A 16,862-nucleotide genomic window follows, 5' to 3' on the forward strand; every position below is an offset into this window, starting at 1 on the left:
GAACAGCGACGTGCTTACAAATACGCCTTGATGGAAGGCGCCATCTGCGAGGCGTTGTAGTTGAGGATGCGGCCGTCCGCTTCCACGCCATATCGGCCGTTCAGCGACTCCAGCGGCAAGCCATAGAGGTGGAAGTGCAGCGTCGCCTGCTCGCCTTCAACCTTGATGCCGTGCAAGTCTTCACCGAGGAACGAAATCGAGGTGCCCGGTTGCACGATCACTTCTTTCTCAAGCGTCAGGGTGGTGAAGCCCGGCTCACGGCCCTCATCACTGCGTGCGTAGACGTAGTTGATTTCCTGGCCTTCCACCGCACTGATGATTGCCCACGTCTCGTGGTTATGCGCGATTGTGCTTTTGCCCGGCAACAGCGAGTTGAGGTAGAGGGTCGGGGTGTCGCCATCGTCATTCAGGCGATAGCGGAACGCGGTACTGCCCTGCCCCGGCACCGGCGCGGGAAATTCATCGAAGTTGAACAGGTCGCGCCGCTCGGCGAGGTTTTCCAGCAGGCCGACGATTTCCACCAGGGCCGCGCGGTCTACGCCGCGCTGGTTGATGACGCGGATTTGCTGCAGGAACGCTTCGATAACAGCAGCACGGTTTTCGCTACTCATGACGGTTTTCCTCTTATCAGACTGACAGGCTGTAACGGCTCAAATTGGTCAACAGGTACGGATCATGGGCGATCGGGCCACGGCGCCCGGAGTCGCCCAGGGCATGGCGCAGGAACGTCTGGGTGCGTTCGCTGGCCGGGTTCTGGAAAATCTGCGCGGCGCTGCCATGCTCGACAATCACGCCGTTTTCGGTGAAATACACGACGTCGCTGATCTCTTCGGCGAAGCGCATTTCGTGGGTGACCAACACGCAGGTCATGCCCTCCTCGGTCAGCTCGCGGATCACCGTCAGCACTTCGCCGACGGTTTCCGGGTCGAGTGCCGAGGTCACTTCGTCGAACAGGATCAGTTCCGGGCGCATCGCCAGGGCACGGGCAATCGCCACGCGCTGCTGCTGGCCACCGGAGAGTTGGCCGGGATAGGCATCGGCCTTGTGCTCCATGCGCACCTTGGCCAACAGCGCCCGCGCGTCTTTTTCTGCATCGGCACGATTGCGCCCGAGCACCTTGCGCGGGGCGATCACCAGGTTCTCCAGCACCGACAAGTGCGGGAACAGGTTGTATTGCTGGAACACAAAACCGACGCGCTTGCGCAACTCGATGCGCTGGGCTTCCTGGGCCAGCATGTCGACCTGGGTCTGCCCGACGCGGATGCTGCCGCGCTGGGGCTGCAACAGCCCGGTGATACAGCGCAGGATCGTGGACTTGCCCGAGCCCGACGGGCCGATGATCGACACCGCCTGGCCGCGCAGCACCTCAAGATCGATGCCCTTGAGCACCGGGTTGGCGCCGAACGACAGGTGGACATCCCGCAGGCTCACCAGCGGTTCAATAGAAGGCATAGCGGCGCTCCAGGTGTTGGGTGAGACGGGAAATCGGGTAGCAATAGGCAAAGAACAGCACCAGCAGGCTGAGGTAGATCACCACGGTAAAACCGGTCATGTTCACGGTGTTGCTGGCAATCTGCGCGGTGTCGATCACGTCATGCACGCCCACCAGCGACGCCAGCGCGGTGCCCATGGTGACTACTGCGTAGAGGTTCATCCACGGCGGCAACATGCGCTTGAAGCACTGCGGCAGGATGATCGAACGGAACAGCTGGCCACGGGTGAACGCCAGCGAACGCGCGGCTTCCCACTGGGTGCTGGGGATCGAGCCGATGGCGCCGCGAAAGATTTCCGCGACGTTGGCGCTGGCCGGCAGCGCCAGGCCTATCGTGACCTTGATCCAGTCGGGAAACGACACGTAGCTGCTGCCGATATGAATCTCGAACGGAAACACGTAGGTGGTGAAATAGATCAGTACCAGCCACGGCGCATTGCGAAATACCTGGACCCACAGCCGCGCGACAGCCGCCAATGGCGATAGCGCCAGCGCGCCGATCAACAGGCCCAGCACCGAACCAATGCCAATCGCCAACAGGCTGATGAGGATGTTCTGGCCAAAGCCTGCAACCAGCGCCGGCGACCATTGCAGCAAGGCCGACAGCACCGGGAATGAATCAATGGCCATAGCCGGGCATCCTCAGGCGCGCTTCGAGCCAGCGCCCCACACAATTGACGATAAAACTCAGCAGGCCGAAGAAGCTCAGGATCAGGATCATCAGCTCCAGCACGTTGTCGCTCTGGGTCCAGATCATGATCGCGGCATAGGTGATGTCACCCACCGCAATCGCCGAGGCCACGGCGGTCATCTTCACCAGGTCGATCAGGTTGTTGATCAGCGACGGCAAGGCAAAACGCAGGGCCAGCGGCAATTGCACATTCCACAATAATTGACGGCTGCTGAAGGCCAGCGAACTGGCGGCTTCCAGGGTCACGGCGGGCACCGCCTCGATGCCGGCGCGCAGGGCCTCGGCATGGAATGCGCCCTTGTGCAGGGAGATGACAATCACCACCCAGGCGAACGGCGTGAGCGGGTTGGCCGCGCCGACCGCCTGGGTCAGCAGCATGTTCAGCACCAGGAACGCGCAGTACAGCTGCACCAGGGTCGGCGTGTTACGCGTGACCTCGATAAACACCCGCGCCGGCTTGGCCAGCCACGGGTTACCCGACGTCAGCATCGCCGCCAGGCTGATACCCGCGAGCAGGCTGCCGATAATGGTGAACAGGCACAGCAGCCCCGTGGTCAGCGCGCCCTGCACCAGCGTGCCGCGCTGATAGGCATCGAGCAGAAAGTTGTAGTTCAGGCCGATACCGGCAGCCCAGTGGACGAACAGCTCCATCATCGCAGCTTCCCGCAGGCGGTCGCGATCCGCCGCCCTGCTTCGGCGACACTCTCGGTCGCGGTGGCAATCGACAGGCGAAACCACGGCGACAACCCATAGGCGCTGCCTGCCACCCCGGCCACGCCCTCCTCCAGCAACCAGGCGACCACGTCGCCGTCGTTGTCGATGCGCTGGCCATCGGGACGAGAACACCCCAGCAGCCCGGCGCAACGCACGAAGACGAAGAAGCCGCCCTGGGGTTCCAGCACTTGCAGACCGTCGACGTTTTCCAGCGCGGCGACCAGGATGTCCCGGCGCAATTGATACGCCGCAACCTGCTCGGCGAGAAAATCCAGCCCGCCGGTGTACGCCGCCAACGCCGCCGCCTGGCCAACCGAAGAAGCACCGGAGGTCGATTGCGATTGCACCACTGCCATGGCGTCGGTGAGGGTTTTCGGCCCCGCGCCAAAGCCGATGCGCCAGCCGGTCATGGCGTAGGTCTTGGACACGCCGCCCACCAGCAGGCACCGGTCCTGCAGGTCCGGAGCGACGTTCAACAGGCTCTGGGCCGGGCGACCGTCGAAGCGGATGTGTTCATACAGTTCATCCAGCAGCACCAGCACCTGGGGATGGCGACGCAGCACCGCGGCCAACGCCTGCAGCTCGGTGGTGCGGTACACCGCGCCACTGGGGTTGCCCGGGCCGTTGAGAATCAGCCAGCGCGTGTGCGCACTGATGTGCTGTTCCAACTGGGCCGGCAGCAGCTTGCAGCCCTGCTCCAGGCCGCATTCGATCAAGACCGGCTCGCCCCCGTTGAAGCGCACGCTGTCGGGAAATGACGGCCAGTACGGCGTCGGCACCAGCACTTCATCGCCGTCATCCAGGGTGGCGGCGAAAGCGTTGAAGATGATCTGCTTGGCGCCGTTGGCGATCACAATCGACGCCAGCGGATAATCCAGGTGGTTTTCGGCGGCCAGCTTGCGCTGCACTGCCACGCGCAAGGCCTTTACGCCCGGCGTCGGCGTGTACTTGGTGGCACCGGCAGCGATGGCCGCATAGGCGGCCTGCTTGATGTGCTCCGGGGTGTCGAAGTCCGGCTCGCCGGTGGTGAGGTCGAGGATGTCACGACCGGCCTCCCGCAGTTCGGTGGCGCGGGACTTGGCGGCGGCATTGGCGGACAGCGACACTCGCTGCACGCGCCGGGACAGGCGTACGGTCATGGCTGCACCTCGAGGACTTTGCCGGGATTGAGCAGGTTGTGCGGGTCCAGCGCCTGCTTGATGCGGCGCATCAGGTCCAGTTCCACCGCGCTTTTATAGCGACCCAGCATGCCCACCTTGCGCTGGCCGATGCCGTGCTCGGCACTGATCGAGCCGCCATGCGCGTGGGCGCTGTCGTGCACCATCGCGCTCAACTCGACGTACTGCGCCATGTGCGCCTCCACCGTCGAATCGAGAGGATGCGCCACGTTGTAATGCAGGTTGCCGTCGCCGAGGTGGCCGAAGGTGAAGTTGCGCACGCCGGGGAAATGCTGCTGGAGCACGGCATCCGTGTGCGCGACGAAGGCCGCCACCTGGGAAATCGGTACCGAGATATCGTGCTTCATATTGCGCCCAGCGCGCTTTTGCGCCTCGCTCATGTTCTCGCGCAGCAGCCACAGTGCTTCGCTTTGCGCCAGGCTTTCGGCAATCAGCGCGTCTGCGATCAAGGCCTGCTCGAAGGCTTCACCAAGCACGCGTTCAAAGGCTTCGCGGGCATGCTGTTCGCCGTGGTTGTCGGAGAGTTCGATCAAGGCAAACCACGGCTGGCTCGCGCCCTTGAACGGCTGCGGGCCGTCCGGGAACTGCTCGCGCAGCAACGCCAGGCAATCGGCGCTGAGCAATTCGAAGGCCGTGAGATTGGCGCCAAAACCGGCGCGGGCGTGGGACAGGAACGCCACGGCCTGGGCCAGTTGATCAAAGGCCAGCAACGCGGTGGCCTGGGCCAAGGGCTGCGGGAACAGCTTCAGGGTGGCCGCGGTGATAATACCGAGCGTGCCCTCGCTGCCGATGTACAAATCGCGCAGGTCATAGCCGGTATTGTCCTTGCGCAGACCGCGCAGGCCGTGCCAGATCTCGCCTTCGGCGGTCACCACCTCCAGGCCCAGGGTCAACTCACGGGTGTTGCCGTAACGCAGCACGGCCGTGCCGCCGGCATTCGTGCCGAGGTTGCCGCCAATCGTGCAACTGCCCTCGGCACCGAGGCTCAGGGGGAACAGGCGACCGGCAGCGCGGGCCACGTCCTGCACGTGTTGCAGGATGCAGCCGGCTTCCACCGTGAGGGTGTCATTGTCGGTATCGACCTGGCGCACGCGGTTCATGCGGTCGAGCAGCAGCAACACCGAACGCCCGCTGGCATCCGGCGTGGCACCGGCCATCAGGCCGGTGTTGCCACCCTGCACCACGATCGGCGCCTTCAACGCCACGCAGGCGCGCACCACCGCCGCCACTTCCTCAGTGTTCGCCGGATGCACTGCCGCAATCACCTGCCCGGTGTAGCGCCCCTGCTTGTCGGTGAGGTACTGCGCCGCCTCGTCATTGCGGTGTACATGGGCCGCGCCGAGCAGTTGTTGCAAGGTGGCGAACAACGCATCACTCATGGCTGTAGTGCTCGTGCAGGTCGCGCAGGGCCTGGGACGGCGCCATGCCGGTACGCTCGCCGAGGGCGATCAGGAAGCCGCTCTTGTGCCAGTCGCGCACAATGGCATCGAGCTTGGCCTGGGTGTCGTGTTCGCCCTTGCGAATCCAGATCACCGATTTGGACGGGATCAGGTCGCCCGGCAACGGAATCTCATAACCGGCCCACTCGGCATCGCTGAGCAATGCGTGCATGGTCGGGCTGACGTGCACCGCCGCCACGCAGCCATTGCCGCGCAGCGACAACAGCGATTCTGACTGGCTGCGGAACGCCTTGATCTGCGCGCCGTAGGTCTCCTGCAGTGGCTTGATGAAGTTGCTGCCCTGGGACACGCACACCGGCTTGTCCTTGAGGTCGGCCCACTGGGTGATGCCCGCGCCCTTGCGAATCAAGGCCGCGCCGCCGACTTCTTCATACGGCGTCGGCACGTAGTCGAGAATCTCGGCGCGCTCTTCGGTGAACTGCATATTGGCGATCAGGATGTCGACCTTGCCCTGCTGCAGGAACTGCACGCGGTTGGGCGCCAGCACCGAGACTGTCCTGGTCTCGACGCCCAGCGCCTGGCCGATGCCCTTGGCCAGTTCGACGTTGTAGCCCAGGTGCTCGCCGGTCTTCGGGTCGAGGGTGCCGAACGGCGGACCACTGAGGATCACACCGACGCTGATGGCGTGGCGCTGCTGGATCTTGTCGAGGGTAGCGTCGGCGTGTGCGAAGCCGGCGCACAGGGCCAGGCCGAGTGCGGCCAGGGTTTTGATCTGCATGCTCAGGCGCCCTTGAACTGGTTTTGCAATTCCACCAGGGCCGGCGACGCCGGGCTGATGCGGTTGCGGGTCTGGGCGTCGATCAGCCAACCACTGCGGTGCAGTTCCTTGACGATCGGGTCGAGCTTGGCCTGGGTATCGTTTTCGCCGCGACGGGTCCAGATCACCGACGGTGCCGGGTTGAGTTCCGGGCTGATCGCGCGGTAATCCTTCCATTCGGCGCTGTCGTTGATCAGCGGGTTGATCAGCGTGGAGTCATGCACCGCCGCCACGCAGTTGTTGCCACGCAGCGCCAGCAGTGATTCGGAGGAGCTCTTGAACGCCTTGATCTGCGCGCCGAACTCGGTCAGCGGCTTCACATAACTGCTGCCCTGGGAGGTGCAGACGGGCTGGTCCTTGAGGTCTTCCCAACGGGTGATCTTGCTGTCCTTGAGCACTGCGGCGGTGCCGCCGATGCGGTAGAACGGGGTCGGGACAAAACCGAGGATTTCACCGCGCTCGGCGGTCCACTCCATGTTGGCGATCAGCAGGTCGACCTTTCCCTGTTGCAGGAACTGCACGCGGTTGGCCGGCAACACCGGCACCAGTTGCACCTGGGCCTTGAGTTGACGACCCAGCTCGTTGGCCAGGTCGACGTTCAAGCCCTTGGGCTGTTGCGTGGCCGGGTCGATGCTGCCGAACGGCCCGCCGGACAACAGCACGCCGACCACCAGCACATGGCGCTGCTCGATCTTGTCCAGGGTCGCATCGGCCTGCGCCGCCACACTGCCGCCCAGGGCGATCATCGACCCAAGGGCCACCGGCAACCATTTCTTCAACATCATTGGACTTCCCCCTGGCTAATGATCGGCGTACCCCGACCTGATGGAGGGGCATGCTAGGGAGTGTGCAGGGGCAACGGAAATGCAAATATCTCATATCGTTATAACTTGCCGTATCAGCACGACCTGCAGTTTCGGCATAACCCATGATTTACTGGGCGCGGTAAAAATCTGCTTCACGCATACATAAATATCTGTAATGTTTAACTTCACACCCTTGATGTAAAACCGTCCCTGGAACCGGCCATGTCGACCCTCGACCTTGAACTCCTGCGCACCTTTATCGCCGTGGTCGACCACCACAGCTTCGCCGAAGCCGGCACGCACCTGTCTCGCACCCAATCGTCCGTGACCCAGCACATGCAGCGGCTGGAGCAGCAAGTGGGGGTCAGCCTGTTCGAGAAGCGCGGCCGGCAGAAACAGCTGACCGAGCCGGGCCTGCAACTGCTGCGGCATGCGCGGCAGATGCTGTCGCTGAATGACGACGCGCTGAATTCGCTGCGCGAAAGCAGCCTGAGCGGCGTGCTGCGCATCGGCTCGCCGCACGATATCGCCGACACCATCCTGCCGCCGATCCTCAGCCATATCGCCCGCTCCGCGCCGCGCCTGCGCCTGGAAATCGATGTGGGCCGCAGCCCGTTCCTGATGGATGACCTGCACCGCGGCAAGGTCGACATGGTGATTTCCACCCGCTCCGACCCCAACCTGGAAGGCTTCGCCCTGCGCACCTCGCCGGTGTGGTGGATCTGTTCGGCGCAGTACATTCATTCGCCCAGCGAGCCGTTGCCGCTGATCCTGGTGGATGAGCCGAGCATCTATCGGCGCTATGCGCTGGAGGCCCTGGAGCGGGCGAACATCCCCTGGCGCCAGGCGTACCTGGCGTCGAACTTGATCGGCATCAAGGCCGCCACTCGCGCGGGCCTGGGCGTGACGCCACGGAGCATGGAGATGCTCGGGCCGGACATGCGCGTGCTCGGGGAAACGGATGGATTGCCGCGCTTGCCGGAAGTGACCTACTACCTGTGGATCCGGCCGAATACGGCAAACCCGATTGCGCGCAAAGCGTATGACCTGATCCGGGGCAGCCAAGGCCTGTGAGGGAGGCCTGGCTCGGCGTGAGCGACCCTTACGCCGAAACCCTACTCCAAACTCCCTGCACTGCCTGCACCCCGCAATCGACGCTGCTCTTGCAACCCTTGGGTGCAACGCTTTTTACCTGATCGACCGGTCGACTTGTTACCCGCCCAAAGCCCGCCTGGTTTTGTAGGACATAACCTACGGATTAAGGGTTGTCCTTATACTGACATCATTACGCCATCGCTATCATCCGCCGATCTGACACCCTGCAACGGAAGCTGGCGATGCGCATTTACCTTGGGGCCTGGCTCGGCCTCGCATTGGCAACCATCGGATTGGTTGTACCTGTCCACCTGTTACCCCACGCCGGCCTGTTGCTGAGCAGCCTCGCCCTGCTCGCCCTGCGCCCGAGAAAAACCGCCAAAGCCGCTGCCGCCAGCCATTCCCAGACGCCGGTCGAATCGGCTGTGGCCCACGCCAGCGCTGGCGACTGGCAACTGATCGAGGGCGTCGCCCCCAGCTGGCGCGACAGCCTGGGGCAAACGCGGGCCTTGCTGCAAAGCAATATCGGCGAGCTGTTCCAGCGTTTCCACAACATCGCCCAACGCCTCGAACAGAGCCTCGACAATTCCAACGACGTGCTCGGCAACGGCGGCGTCGGCGAAAGCCTGCGCGATGCCAACCAGCGCCTGCACGAAGTCACCGAATCGTTTCGCGCCAGCAGCCAGCGCCAGCATGCACTGCTCGACACCATCAGCCACCTGGACAGCTACGCCAGCCAGTTGCAGCACATGGCCCGACGGGTCCAGGAGATTGCCAAGCAAACCAACCTGCTGGCACTCAATGCGGCTATCGAGGCGGCTCGGGCCGGTGAGTACGGCCGCGGTTTTTCGGTGGTCGCCGACGAGGTGCGCAAGCTTTCCACGCTGTCGGCCGAGACCGGCCTGGCCATGGATGAGAAGGTCGGCGAGATCACTCACGCGATCCAGACCACCATCGAGGCGGCCGCCGAACTGGGCACCAGCGAACAGAGCAACCTGGATTTCCTCAGCCAGTCGGTGAGCGGCGTGATGAGTCGCCTCGGCGACAACCTCAACCAGTTGTCCGACGCCTCCCACGCGCTGCAGCACGATGCCCGCGAAACCCAGCACGACATCCAGGCAATCATGGTCAGCCTGCAGTTCCAGGACCGCACCGACCAGATGCTCGAACACGTACAGAGTGACCTGCAGGACCTGCTCGACGCCATCGTCGCCAACGACCCGAGCCTGCACGACACTCCTGCCTGGCTGGACCGGCTACGTCAGCGCTTTACCACTGATGAAGAACGCCATGGCCAGCCCAAGACCCCTTCCAGCGCCGAAGTCACATTTTTCTGAGGCGACGACTTTCCAGTTAATTTCACTTTCGAGGGAGCCGAACATGGCCAAGACCATACTAATCGTCGATGACTCGCAGTCCATGCGCCAACTGGTCAAGATGACCCTCACCGGCGCCGGCCACCAGGTCCTTGAGGCCTGCGACGGGCGCGATGCACTGAGCAAGCTGACCGGGCAAAAGATCAACCTGATCATCAGCGACGTGAACATGCCAAACCTCGACGGCATCGGCCTGGTGAAAGCGGTCAAGGCGCGCAACGAATACCGCTTCACGCCCATCATCATGCTCACCACCGAAAGCGAACAGTCGAAAAAAGCCGAAGGCCAGGCAGCCGGCGCGAGGGCCTGGATCGTCAAGCCGTTCCAGCCGCAGAACCTGTTGGCGGCCGTCGAAAAGTTGATGGGCTGAGCCCATGTTCACGCTGACCCCTTCCGCTTTCGGCGGCCCGACGCGCATTTGTATCGACGGTGACCTGAGCATTTATCAGGTCAGCGAGGCGCGTGATGCCTTTGTCGCGCTGTTGCCGCTCAATGCCGACGCCTGGCAGCTTGACCTGGCCGGCATCGGCGATTTCGACAGCGCCGGCCTGCAATTGCTGCTGGTGATGCAACGCGCACTCAGCCAGGGCGGTAGCCCGGTCACCGTGGTCGATGCCGCCCCGGCCGTGCGCGAAACCCTCGCACTGCTGCGCCTGGAATCACTGTTTCCCAACGCTCGGATCGAGGATTGACCATGCTCACTGGCGAACAGTGGAACCAATTGCTCCAGGGCTTCCTGAGCGAAGGCCGGGACTTGCTCAAAGATGCCGAAGACAGCCTGCTTCAACTGGAAACCGCGCCCGAAGACAGCGACGCGGTCAACGGCTTGTTCCGCGCCGTACACACGTTGAAGGGCTCGGCGGGTATTTTCTCGCTGACACCGCTGGTCAATCTCACCCATCACCTTGAAAGCCTGCTGATGCAAGTGCGCGACGGCCAGCGCACGCTCAATGAAGACCTCACCTCGTTGATGCTGCGCTGCATGGACGAACTGCGGCGGATGCTTGAAGCCGTCGACCCCGCCACCGGCGAGATGCACACCGACCTGGCCCAACAGGCGCTGTTGCTCGACGCCCTGGCCCAGGCGCGTGGCTTGAGTGACGACACGCCCGTCGTCGACAGCGTGCCGGCCGTACCGACTATCGGCGCCAATGCGCAACTCTGGCAACTGTCGATCGACTTCAGCGAGGCGCTGTTGCGCAACGGGTTCGACCCGGCGGCCTTCCTGCGTTACCTCAGCCGCCTGGGCGAAATCGTCACCCTGCACACCCGCACCGATCGCCTGCCGGGCCTCGACAGCTTCGACCCCGAAGCCTGTTACCTGGGCTTTACCTTGACCCTGCGCAGCGCCGCGAGCCGCGAGGAGATCGCCGACGTCTTCGACTTCATCGTCGACTTCTGCACCCTCACCCTCGAACCTTACGCCGAGCCTGCGCCCACCCTGGCCGCGCCCGCCGAAAAAAAATCGCCCGCCCGCGACCGCCGTCCGCAAGACACCAGCATGGTCAAGGTCCCTGCGCACAAGCTTGATGAGCTGATCAACCTGGTTGGCGAGCTGGTCATCAGCACCGCCGGTGCGCAGATGCAGGCCAAACGCACTGGCGACAATGCGTGTATTGAAAGCGCCTTGGCCGTGCATCAGCACGTCGAGCAGATCCGCGACAGCGCGCTGAAACTGCGCATGGTCGAAGTCGGTGAAACCTTCAACCGCTTCCACCGCGTGGTCCGCGATGTCAGCAAGCAACTGGGCAAGCACATCCAGCTGGGCATCCGTGGCGGCGACACCGAGCTGGACAAAACCGTGATCGACAAGATCGCCGACCCGCTCACCCATTTGGTGCGCAATGCTATCGACCATGGCATCGAGTCGGCTGCCGAACGCCTCGCAGCCGGCAAGCCCGCCGAGGGCAACCTGCAGCTCAACGCCTACCATGACTCCGGCATGATCGTGCTGGAAATCAGCGACGACGGGCGCGGCCTGAATACCGCGCGGATTCGCGAAAAAGCCATCGGCAAAGGCCTGATCGAGGCCGAGGCGGTGCTCAACGAGGCCGCGATTCACCGGCTGATTTTCGAAGCCGGCTTTTCCACCGCCGAACAGGTGTCCGACCTCTCCGGGCGCGGCGTTGGCATGGACGTGGTGCGCAGCGCCATCGAGCAATTGCGCGGCAGCATCGAGATCGAGTCGCAGCAAGGCCTGGGCTGCACCTTCCGGATTCGCCTGCCGCTGACCCTGGCGATCATTGACGGCTTTCACGTGGGCGTGGGCCAGGACAGTTTTGTCATCCCGCTGGACATGGTCACCGAATGCATGGAGGCCAGCGCCGCGTCGCTCACCAGCCAGTACGGCTACCTCAACCTGCGCGGCACGCCGCTGCCGTGCATCGCCCTGGATCAACACTTCGGGCTGCCCGCGAGCACTGCCCGGCGCCGCAATATCGTGGTGGTCAGCCAAGGCCGGCAGCACGCCGGATTGATCGTCGACCACCTGCTGGGCGAGCTGCAAACCGTGATCAAGCCACTCGGCCAGATGTTCCAGCACCTGCGCGGGATCAGTGGCTCGACCATCCTCGGCTCCGGGCAAGTGGCGCTGATCCTGGATGTGCCCAGCCTGTTCCGACAGCTGCAAGCCCCTGCCGCCCTCGACGTATCCCTTTTAGAACCCCTTGCCTAGCCTTTTCAGGAGAAACCGCATGCAATTTGTTCGCAACATGAAGATAGGCATCCGACTCACCGCCGGTTTTCTGGTGGTCGTCGCGTTGACCGCGATCATCGGGTTTATCGGCATCCGCAACCTCGAACAGGTGAATGGCCTGTCCGACCGCATGTACGAGCTGGACGTCACGGGCTTGAGCACCCTGCAGGAAGCCAATATCCAGCTGATCGTCGCCGGCCGCTCGATGCGCCAGAGCCTGTTGTCGACCAACCACGCGGCGCGTGAGCAGGCGGCGAACCAGGCCAAGGCCGCGCTGGATAAAACCCGCACGCTGATCAACAGTGCACGCGCCAGCTTTATCACCAAGGAAGGCATGGCGCAGATCGACCAGCTGGAAACGCCGCTCAAGGACTACGAAAACCTGGTGCACCAGGTATTGACCCTGCATCAGCAATCCAGCCAGTTGCAGGAGACCAGCGACGTCACCGACCTGCTGCCCAAGGCCGTGGTCAGCGGCGAGCAGATCGACCGCCTGATCGGCGAAGTCAGCCGCTACAAACAGGAGCGCGCCAAAGAGGCCAATCAGCAAATCTCCGATATCGCCGACCGCTCGCGCCTGCAAATGATCGCGCTGGTCCTCGCCGCCACGCTGTTTGGCGTAGTCATTGGCATGCTGGTCACGCGCAGTATCACCAAGCCGCTCAACGGTGCGGTGGCCGCCGCCAACCGCATGGCTGCCGGCGACCTGAGCCAGGACCTGCAGGCAGACAGCCGCGATGAAACCGGCCAGTTGCTCGCGGCCATGCAAAACATGACCGAGCGCCTGCGCAGCATCCTCGGAGACGTGCGCAGTTCCGCCGACTCACTCTCCTCGGCCTCCGAACAAGTCAGCTCCACCTCGCAGTCACTGAGCCAGGCCGCCAACGAACAGGCGGCCAGCGTCGAGCAGACCAGCGCCTCGGTCGAGGAAATGTCGGCGTCGATCGCCCAGAACACTGAAAGCGCAAAAATCACCGACGGCATTGCCGGCAAAGCCGCCAACGACGCGGTGCAAGGCGGTGGCGCGGTCAGCGACACGGTGCTGGCGATGAAGCAGATTGCCGACAAGATCAGCATCATCGACGACATCGCCTACCAGACCAACCTGCTGGCGCTCAACGCCGCCATCGAAGCGGCCCGCGCCGGTGATCACGGCAAAGGTTTCGCGGTGGTCGCCGCTGAAGTGCGCAAGCTCGCCGAGCGCAGCCAGGTGGCGGCCCAGGAGATCGGTCAAGTTGCTTCCAGCAGCGTGCACCTGGCCGAACAGGCTGGCCGCCTGTTGAACGAAATCGTCCCGAACATCCAGAAAACCTCGGACCTGGTGCAGGAAATCACTGCCGCCTCGCAGGAACAAAGCAGCGCCGCCGGGCAGATCAATATTGCCATGGGCCAGATGAACCAAATCACCCAGCAAAACGCCGCCGCCTCGGAAGAGCTTGCCGCCACCGCCGAAGAAATGAACGCCCAGGCCGGACAATTGCAGGAGCTGATCGGCTTCTTCCGCTTCGAACAGGACGGCCCCGCACTCAAGCGTGGCCTGCCGCGCAGCCAGGACAACTACCCCAGCGCGTCGCCAAGCTGGTCCAAGGGCAGGACGACGGTCGATGAAGGCCAGTTCGTCAGTTTCAATTGAGCACCGCGCCCATGACTTCTCTTGCCAACCAACGTTTTCAAACCGTCGACTCACTGGCCGAACCCCTGAGCATCCAGCACTTGTCGTTTCGCGTGCGTGACGCGGACTATGCGCTGCCGATCGAATTGGTGCGCGAGATCATCGAATACGCACAAGTGACGGCCGTGCCGATGATGCCGGCGTTTATCCATGGCGTGATCAACCTGCGCGGCAATGTCGTGCCGGTGCTGGACCTGGCTGCGCGCTTTGGCTTCGAGCTGACCCGCGCGGGCAACCGCACCTGCATTGTCATCATCGAACTGGCCTTGAGCGACAGCACCCAGGCCATCGGCCTGGTCGTGGATGCCGTCGACGCGGTGCTCGATATCGACCCGCAGCAGGTGGTCGCACCGCCGCCGTTCGGCGCCGGGATCCGCACCGATTTCATCGCCGGCATGGCCCGCAATGAACAAGGTTTCACGATCATTCTCGATATCGCCCAGGTATTGTCGCTGGATGACATCGCGCAATTGAGCCTTGCCGTCACGAACGGCCTTTGAATGTCTGCACTTTTAACCCTGCCGAAACTCGCCGAACACGAGTTTCGCCGCTTGCAGAAACTCATGGCCGAGGCGTCGGGCATCCAGTTGGCGCCCAACAAACGCCCGCTGGTCGCCGGCCGCCTGATGAAGCGCCTGCGCCACTATCGGCTGGGCAGCTACGCTGATTACTTGCAGTTGCTCGACAACCCGTTGTTCATCAAGGAGCGGCGGCTGGTGGTGGATTTGCTCACCACCAACGAAACGTACTTTTTTCGTGAGCATCCGCACTTCGATTTCTTCGGCGAATGGTTGGCCCGCCAGCGCGGACCGCAGAAGATCTGGAGTGCCGCCTGTTCCTCCGGCGAAGAGCCTTACAGCCTGGCAATGGTTGCCAGAGAAAACGCGCGTACGCAGGACTGGTCCATCGTCGCCAGCGACCTGAGCCAAAGCATGCTCGCACGGGCTCGCGACGGCATCTATGACATGGCCCAGGCCAAGTATTTTCCCGAGGGTTGGCTCAAGCGCCATTGCCTGAACGGCGTCGGCGACATGAGCGGGCGATTTCGCGTGCAGGCCGCGCTGCGCGAGCGCATCACCCTGCGCGAGATCAACCTTACGCAACCGCTGCCAGAGGCACTCGGGCCTTTCGACGTGATCTTTTTGCGCAACGTACTGATCTATTTCAACAACGAAGAGAAACAGCGGATTGTCCGGCGCCTGATTACCCAACTGCGCGTCGGCGGCCTGCTGTTTATCGGGCACGCGGAAAGCATCCACGGCTTTGATCTGCCGATGCGCCTGACCTGCCCTTCGGTCTACGAGCTTTTATGAAACCTTCGATATTCCTGCACCCCGGCGATTACTTCTTCGGGACCCACGACGGCGTGGTCACCACCTTGCTCGGCAGTTGCGTCGCGGTGGTGCTGTGGCACCCACACCGACGGCTGCTGGCGGTCTCGCACTTCCTGCTGCCCAACGATCCGGGCGCAGGCACACGCCTGGACACCCGTTACGGCGAGTCCGTGTTCAAGCGCATCCACGCCGACATGGCCCGCCACGGCACACAACCTACGGAGTACCGCAAGGGCATTTTCGGCGGTGGCAGCCTGGTGCGCTTCGAAGGCAACCCACGGAGCAGGGTCGGCGCCGGCAACAGCGCTTTTGCGCGTGAACAGTTCAGCCTGCGCAATTGGTCAGTCGACGCCTGGGACCTCAACGGCGACCATTACCGCCGCCTGCAGGTCAACGGCCGCAGCGGTGCAATCGAGTGCCTGCGCAACGGCCTGCCGTCGCCGCCGGTACGGAGCCTGCCGCGATGATCAAGGTGTTTATCGTCGACGACTCGGCGCTGGTGCGCCAGGTGCTCACCAGTTGCCTGGCCAGCCACCCACGGATCACGGTCATCGGCCAGGCGGCCGACCCGCTCTACGCCATCGAAAAAATGCGCCGCGACTGGCCTGACGTGCTGGTGCTCGACATCGAAATGCCGCGCATGGACGGCCTGACCTTCCTGCGCCAGATCATGCGCGAACGCCCGACGCCGACCATCATCTGCTCGACGCTGACCGAGCAGGGCAACAGCGTCGCCGTCGAGGCACTGTCGGCCGGCGCCGTGGGGGTATTCACCAAGGCGCGGCTGGGGCTCAAGCAAAGCCTGGAAGCGCTGTCGGCCGAGTTGATTCGCAAGATCGAGGACGGCGCCAAGACCCGTCCACGCGCCCTGCCCGCGACGGTGACGGCGCCTGGCGAGGACAGCCGGATTGCATCGGTCAACCGGCTGCGCACCACCGAAAAAGTCGTCGCGCTCGGCTGTTCCACCGGTGGCACGCAAGCCCTCGAATTTGTCTTGCGCCAATTGCCACGTGACTGCCCGGGGATTGTCATCGTTCAACACATGCCGGAAAAATTCACCGCCGATTTTGCCCGGCGCCTGGACAAGCTCTGCCAGATCGAAGTGCGCGAGGCCAGGCATCTGGATCGGGTGCACAGTGGCCTGGCATTGTTGGCCCCCGGCGGCTTGCATATGCAACTCAAGCGCAGCGGTGCGCACTACCAGGTCGAGGTTGTGGACGGCCCGCCGGTTAACCGGCATAAACCTTCGGTAGACGTGCTGTTTCGTTCGATCGCCAGGCATGCCGCGCCCAGCGCCTTGGGCATGATCATGACCGGCATGGGCGACGACGGCGCGCGCGGGCTGCTGGCAATGCGTGAAAATGGCGCGCAGACCATCGCCCAGGATGAAGCCAGTTGCGTGGTCTTTGGCATGCCCAAGGAAGCGATCAAACTGGGCTCGGCCCAAGCCGTTGAACCGTTGAATAAATTCTCCCGCTTGATCCAGGAGTTTGGCGATAACGCGCGCCACGGCTGAAAAGTCTTCACACTCTGCGACCTGCGCGTTAACCCCTGTAGACACGGACGCTACACAGTAAATTACAGCAGCGAGA

At 63.3% G+C, this 16,862-nt stretch carries 18 protein-coding genes and 1 pseudogene; 11 read left to right on the top strand and 8 right to left on the bottom strand.

Annotated elements, in window-relative coordinates:
* Nucleotides 1-14 precede the first annotated feature (14 nt).
* From NTD80_RS28820 to NTD80_RS28855, 8 genes are read right to left on the bottom strand one after another with little or no spacing between them, the layout of a single operon-like run.
* A complete protein-coding gene (locus tag NTD80_RS28820; protein WP_065904952.1) occupies nt 15-611 on the bottom strand; it encodes a cysteine dioxygenase in 597 nt (198 codons plus the stop codon).
* Nucleotides 612-627: 16 nt separating this feature from the next.
* Nucleotides 628-1,452 carry an amino acid ABC transporter ATP-binding protein gene (locus NTD80_RS28825; RefSeq protein ID WP_262135696.1) on the bottom strand — a complete coding sequence of 275 codons (825 nt, stop codon included), beginning with the start codon at nt 1,450-1,452 and terminating at the stop codon, nt 628-630.
* Nucleotides 1,439-2,122 (bottom strand): amino acid ABC transporter permease, encoded by a 684-nt coding sequence (locus NTD80_RS28830; protein WP_065904948.1) that lies wholly within the window; start codon nt 2,120-2,122, stop codon nt 1,439-1,441. The genes NTD80_RS28825 and NTD80_RS28830 overlap by 14 nt, the downstream gene beginning before the upstream one ends.
* Nucleotides 2,112-2,837, bottom strand: a complete 726-nt coding sequence (locus NTD80_RS28835; RefSeq protein ID WP_106804036.1) for an amino acid ABC transporter permease — start codon at nt 2,835-2,837, stop codon at nt 2,112-2,114. Before NTD80_RS28835 ends, NTD80_RS28830 begins: the two co-directional genes overlap by 11 nt.
* Nucleotides 2,834-4,036, bottom strand: coding sequence for an aminotransferase class I/II-fold pyridoxal phosphate-dependent enzyme (locus tag NTD80_RS28840; protein WP_262135697.1), 1,203 nt, complete (start codon nt 4,034-4,036; stop codon nt 2,834-2,836). The genes NTD80_RS28835 and NTD80_RS28840 overlap by 4 nt, the downstream gene beginning before the upstream one ends.
* Nucleotides 4,033-5,454: an FAD-binding oxidoreductase gene (locus tag NTD80_RS28845; RefSeq protein ID WP_262135698.1), complete on the bottom strand. Its 1,422-nt coding sequence runs from the start codon at nt 5,452-5,454 to the stop codon at nt 4,033-4,035. Before NTD80_RS28845 ends, NTD80_RS28840 begins: the two co-directional genes overlap by 4 nt.
* The gene (locus tag NTD80_RS28850; RefSeq protein WP_106804038.1) at nt 5,447-6,253 is read right to left on the bottom strand and encodes a transporter substrate-binding domain-containing protein; all 807 of its coding nucleotides are present in this window, start codon (nt 6,251-6,253) and stop codon (nt 5,447-5,449) included. Before NTD80_RS28850 ends, NTD80_RS28845 begins: the two co-directional genes overlap by 8 nt.
* A 2-nt stretch (nt 6,254-6,255) precedes the next feature.
* Nucleotides 6,256-7,077 (bottom strand): transporter substrate-binding domain-containing protein, encoded by an 822-nt coding sequence (locus NTD80_RS28855; RefSeq protein WP_262135699.1) that lies wholly within the window; start codon nt 7,075-7,077, stop codon nt 6,256-6,258.
* A gap of 243 nt (nt 7,078-7,320) precedes the next feature.
* On the opposite strand from NTD80_RS28855, the gene NTD80_RS28860 reads away from it, so the two are divergent.
* From NTD80_RS28860 to NTD80_RS28905, 11 genes and pseudogenes are all read left to right on the top strand, one after another.
* The gene (locus tag NTD80_RS28860; protein ID WP_106804040.1) at nt 7,321-8,172 is read left to right on the top strand and encodes a LysR substrate-binding domain-containing protein; all 852 of its coding nucleotides are present in this window, start codon (nt 7,321-7,323) and stop codon (nt 8,170-8,172) included.
* A 263-nt stretch (nt 8,173-8,435) separates the two neighbouring features.
* Nucleotides 8,436-9,530 carry a methyl-accepting chemotaxis protein gene (locus tag NTD80_RS28865; RefSeq protein ID WP_262135700.1) on the top strand — a complete coding sequence of 365 codons (1,095 nt, stop codon included), beginning with the start codon at nt 8,436-8,438 and terminating at the stop codon, nt 9,528-9,530.
* 43 nt (nt 9,531-9,573) lie between these two features.
* Nucleotides 9,574-9,939, top strand: a complete 366-nt coding sequence (locus NTD80_RS28870) for a response regulator (RefSeq protein WP_122717001.1) — start codon at nt 9,574-9,576, stop codon at nt 9,937-9,939.
* A gap of 4 nt (nt 9,940-9,943) precedes the next feature.
* Nucleotides 9,944-10,261: a lipid asymmetry maintenance protein MlaB gene (locus NTD80_RS28875; protein ID WP_262135701.1), complete on the top strand. Its 318-nt coding sequence runs from the start codon at nt 9,944-9,946 to the stop codon at nt 10,259-10,261.
* 2 nt (nt 10,262-10,263) lie between these two features.
* Nucleotides 10,264-12,243 carry a chemotaxis protein CheA gene (locus tag NTD80_RS28880; RefSeq protein ID WP_262135702.1) on the top strand — a complete coding sequence of 660 codons (1,980 nt, stop codon included), beginning with the start codon at nt 10,264-10,266 and terminating at the stop codon, nt 12,241-12,243.
* Nucleotides 12,244-12,280: 37 nt separating this feature from the next.
* Nucleotides 12,281-12,763: pseudogene (locus NTD80_RS31495) on the top strand (MCP four helix bundle domain-containing protein); the annotation flags it as partial.
* Nucleotides 12,749-13,897, top strand: a complete 1,149-nt coding sequence (locus NTD80_RS28885; RefSeq protein ID WP_410017441.1) for a methyl-accepting chemotaxis protein — start codon at nt 12,749-12,751, stop codon at nt 13,895-13,897. The pseudogene NTD80_RS31495 and the gene NTD80_RS28885, both read left to right, overlap by 15 nt.
* Nucleotides 13,898-13,908: 11 nt before the next feature.
* Entirely contained in the window at nt 13,909-14,436 is a 528-nt protein-coding gene (locus NTD80_RS28890; RefSeq protein WP_106804046.1) for a chemotaxis protein CheW, read from the top strand.
* Entirely contained in the window at nt 14,437-15,249 is an 813-nt protein-coding gene (locus tag NTD80_RS28895) for a CheR family methyltransferase (protein ID WP_262135704.1), read from the top strand.
* Nucleotides 15,246-15,737, top strand: coding sequence for a chemotaxis protein CheD (locus NTD80_RS28900; RefSeq protein WP_262135705.1), 492 nt, complete (start codon nt 15,246-15,248; stop codon nt 15,735-15,737). Before NTD80_RS28895 ends, NTD80_RS28900 begins: the two co-directional genes overlap by 4 nt.
* Nucleotides 15,734-16,786 carry a chemotaxis response regulator protein-glutamate methylesterase gene (locus NTD80_RS28905; protein ID WP_262135706.1) on the top strand — a complete coding sequence of 351 codons (1,053 nt, stop codon included), beginning with the start codon at nt 15,734-15,736 and terminating at the stop codon, nt 16,784-16,786. The genes NTD80_RS28900 and NTD80_RS28905 overlap by 4 nt, the downstream gene beginning before the upstream one ends.
* Nucleotides 16,787-16,862 lie beyond the last annotated feature (76 nt).

Origin of the sequence: Pseudomonas sp. 13B_2.1_Bac1 (genome assembly GCF_025466155.1) — a bacterium.
Classification (GTDB): Bacteria; Pseudomonadota; Gammaproteobacteria; order Pseudomonadales; family Pseudomonadaceae; genus Aquipseudomonas; species Aquipseudomonas aylmerensis.

What these genes read in the sequence shown, in the direction of transcription:
- NTD80_RS28820 (WP_065904952.1), bottom strand. Translation starts at nt 611, where the DNA reads ATGAGTAGCGAAAACCGTGCTGCTGTTATCGAAGCGTTCCTGCAGCAA.
- NTD80_RS28825 (WP_262135696.1), bottom strand. Translation starts at nt 1,452, where the DNA reads ATGCCTTCTATTGAACCGCTGGTGAGCCTGCGGGATGTCCACCTGTCG.
- NTD80_RS28830 (WP_065904948.1), bottom strand. Translation starts at nt 2,122, where the DNA reads ATGGCCATTGATTCATTCCCGGTGCTGTCGGCCTTGCTGCAATGGTCG.
- NTD80_RS28835 (WP_106804036.1), bottom strand. Translation starts at nt 2,837, where the DNA reads ATGATGGAGCTGTTCGTCCACTGGGCTGCCGGTATCGGCCTGAACTAC.
- NTD80_RS28840 (WP_262135697.1), bottom strand. Translation starts at nt 4,036, where the DNA reads ATGACCGTACGCCTGTCCCGGCGCGTGCAGCGAGTGTCGCTGTCCGCC.
- NTD80_RS28845 (WP_262135698.1), bottom strand. Translation starts at nt 5,454, where the DNA reads ATGAGTGATGCGTTGTTCGCCACCTTGCAACAACTGCTCGGCGCGGCC.
- NTD80_RS28850 (WP_106804038.1), bottom strand. Translation starts at nt 6,253, where the DNA reads ATGCAGATCAAAACCCTGGCCGCACTCGGCCTGGCCCTGTGCGCCGGC.
- NTD80_RS28855 (WP_262135699.1), bottom strand. Translation starts at nt 7,077, where the DNA reads ATGATGTTGAAGAAATGGTTGCCGGTGGCCCTTGGGTCGATGATCGCC.
- NTD80_RS28860 (WP_106804040.1), top strand. Translation starts at nt 7,321, where the DNA reads ATGTCGACCCTCGACCTTGAACTCCTGCGCACCTTTATCGCCGTGGTC.
- NTD80_RS28865 (WP_262135700.1), top strand. Translation starts at nt 8,436, where the DNA reads ATGCGCATTTACCTTGGGGCCTGGCTCGGCCTCGCATTGGCAACCATC.
- NTD80_RS28870 (WP_122717001.1), top strand. Translation starts at nt 9,574, where the DNA reads ATGGCCAAGACCATACTAATCGTCGATGACTCGCAGTCCATGCGCCAA.
- NTD80_RS28875 (WP_262135701.1), top strand. Translation starts at nt 9,944, where the DNA reads ATGTTCACGCTGACCCCTTCCGCTTTCGGCGGCCCGACGCGCATTTGT.
- NTD80_RS28880 (WP_262135702.1), top strand. Translation starts at nt 10,264, where the DNA reads ATGCTCACTGGCGAACAGTGGAACCAATTGCTCCAGGGCTTCCTGAGC.
- NTD80_RS28890 (WP_106804046.1), top strand. Translation starts at nt 13,909, where the DNA reads ATGACTTCTCTTGCCAACCAACGTTTTCAAACCGTCGACTCACTGGCC.
- NTD80_RS28895 (WP_262135704.1), top strand. Translation starts at nt 14,437, where the DNA reads ATGTCTGCACTTTTAACCCTGCCGAAACTCGCCGAACACGAGTTTCGC.
- NTD80_RS28900 (WP_262135705.1), top strand. Translation starts at nt 15,246, where the DNA reads ATGAAACCTTCGATATTCCTGCACCCCGGCGATTACTTCTTCGGGACC.
- NTD80_RS28905 (WP_262135706.1), top strand. Translation starts at nt 15,734, where the DNA reads ATGATCAAGGTGTTTATCGTCGACGACTCGGCGCTGGTGCGCCAGGTG.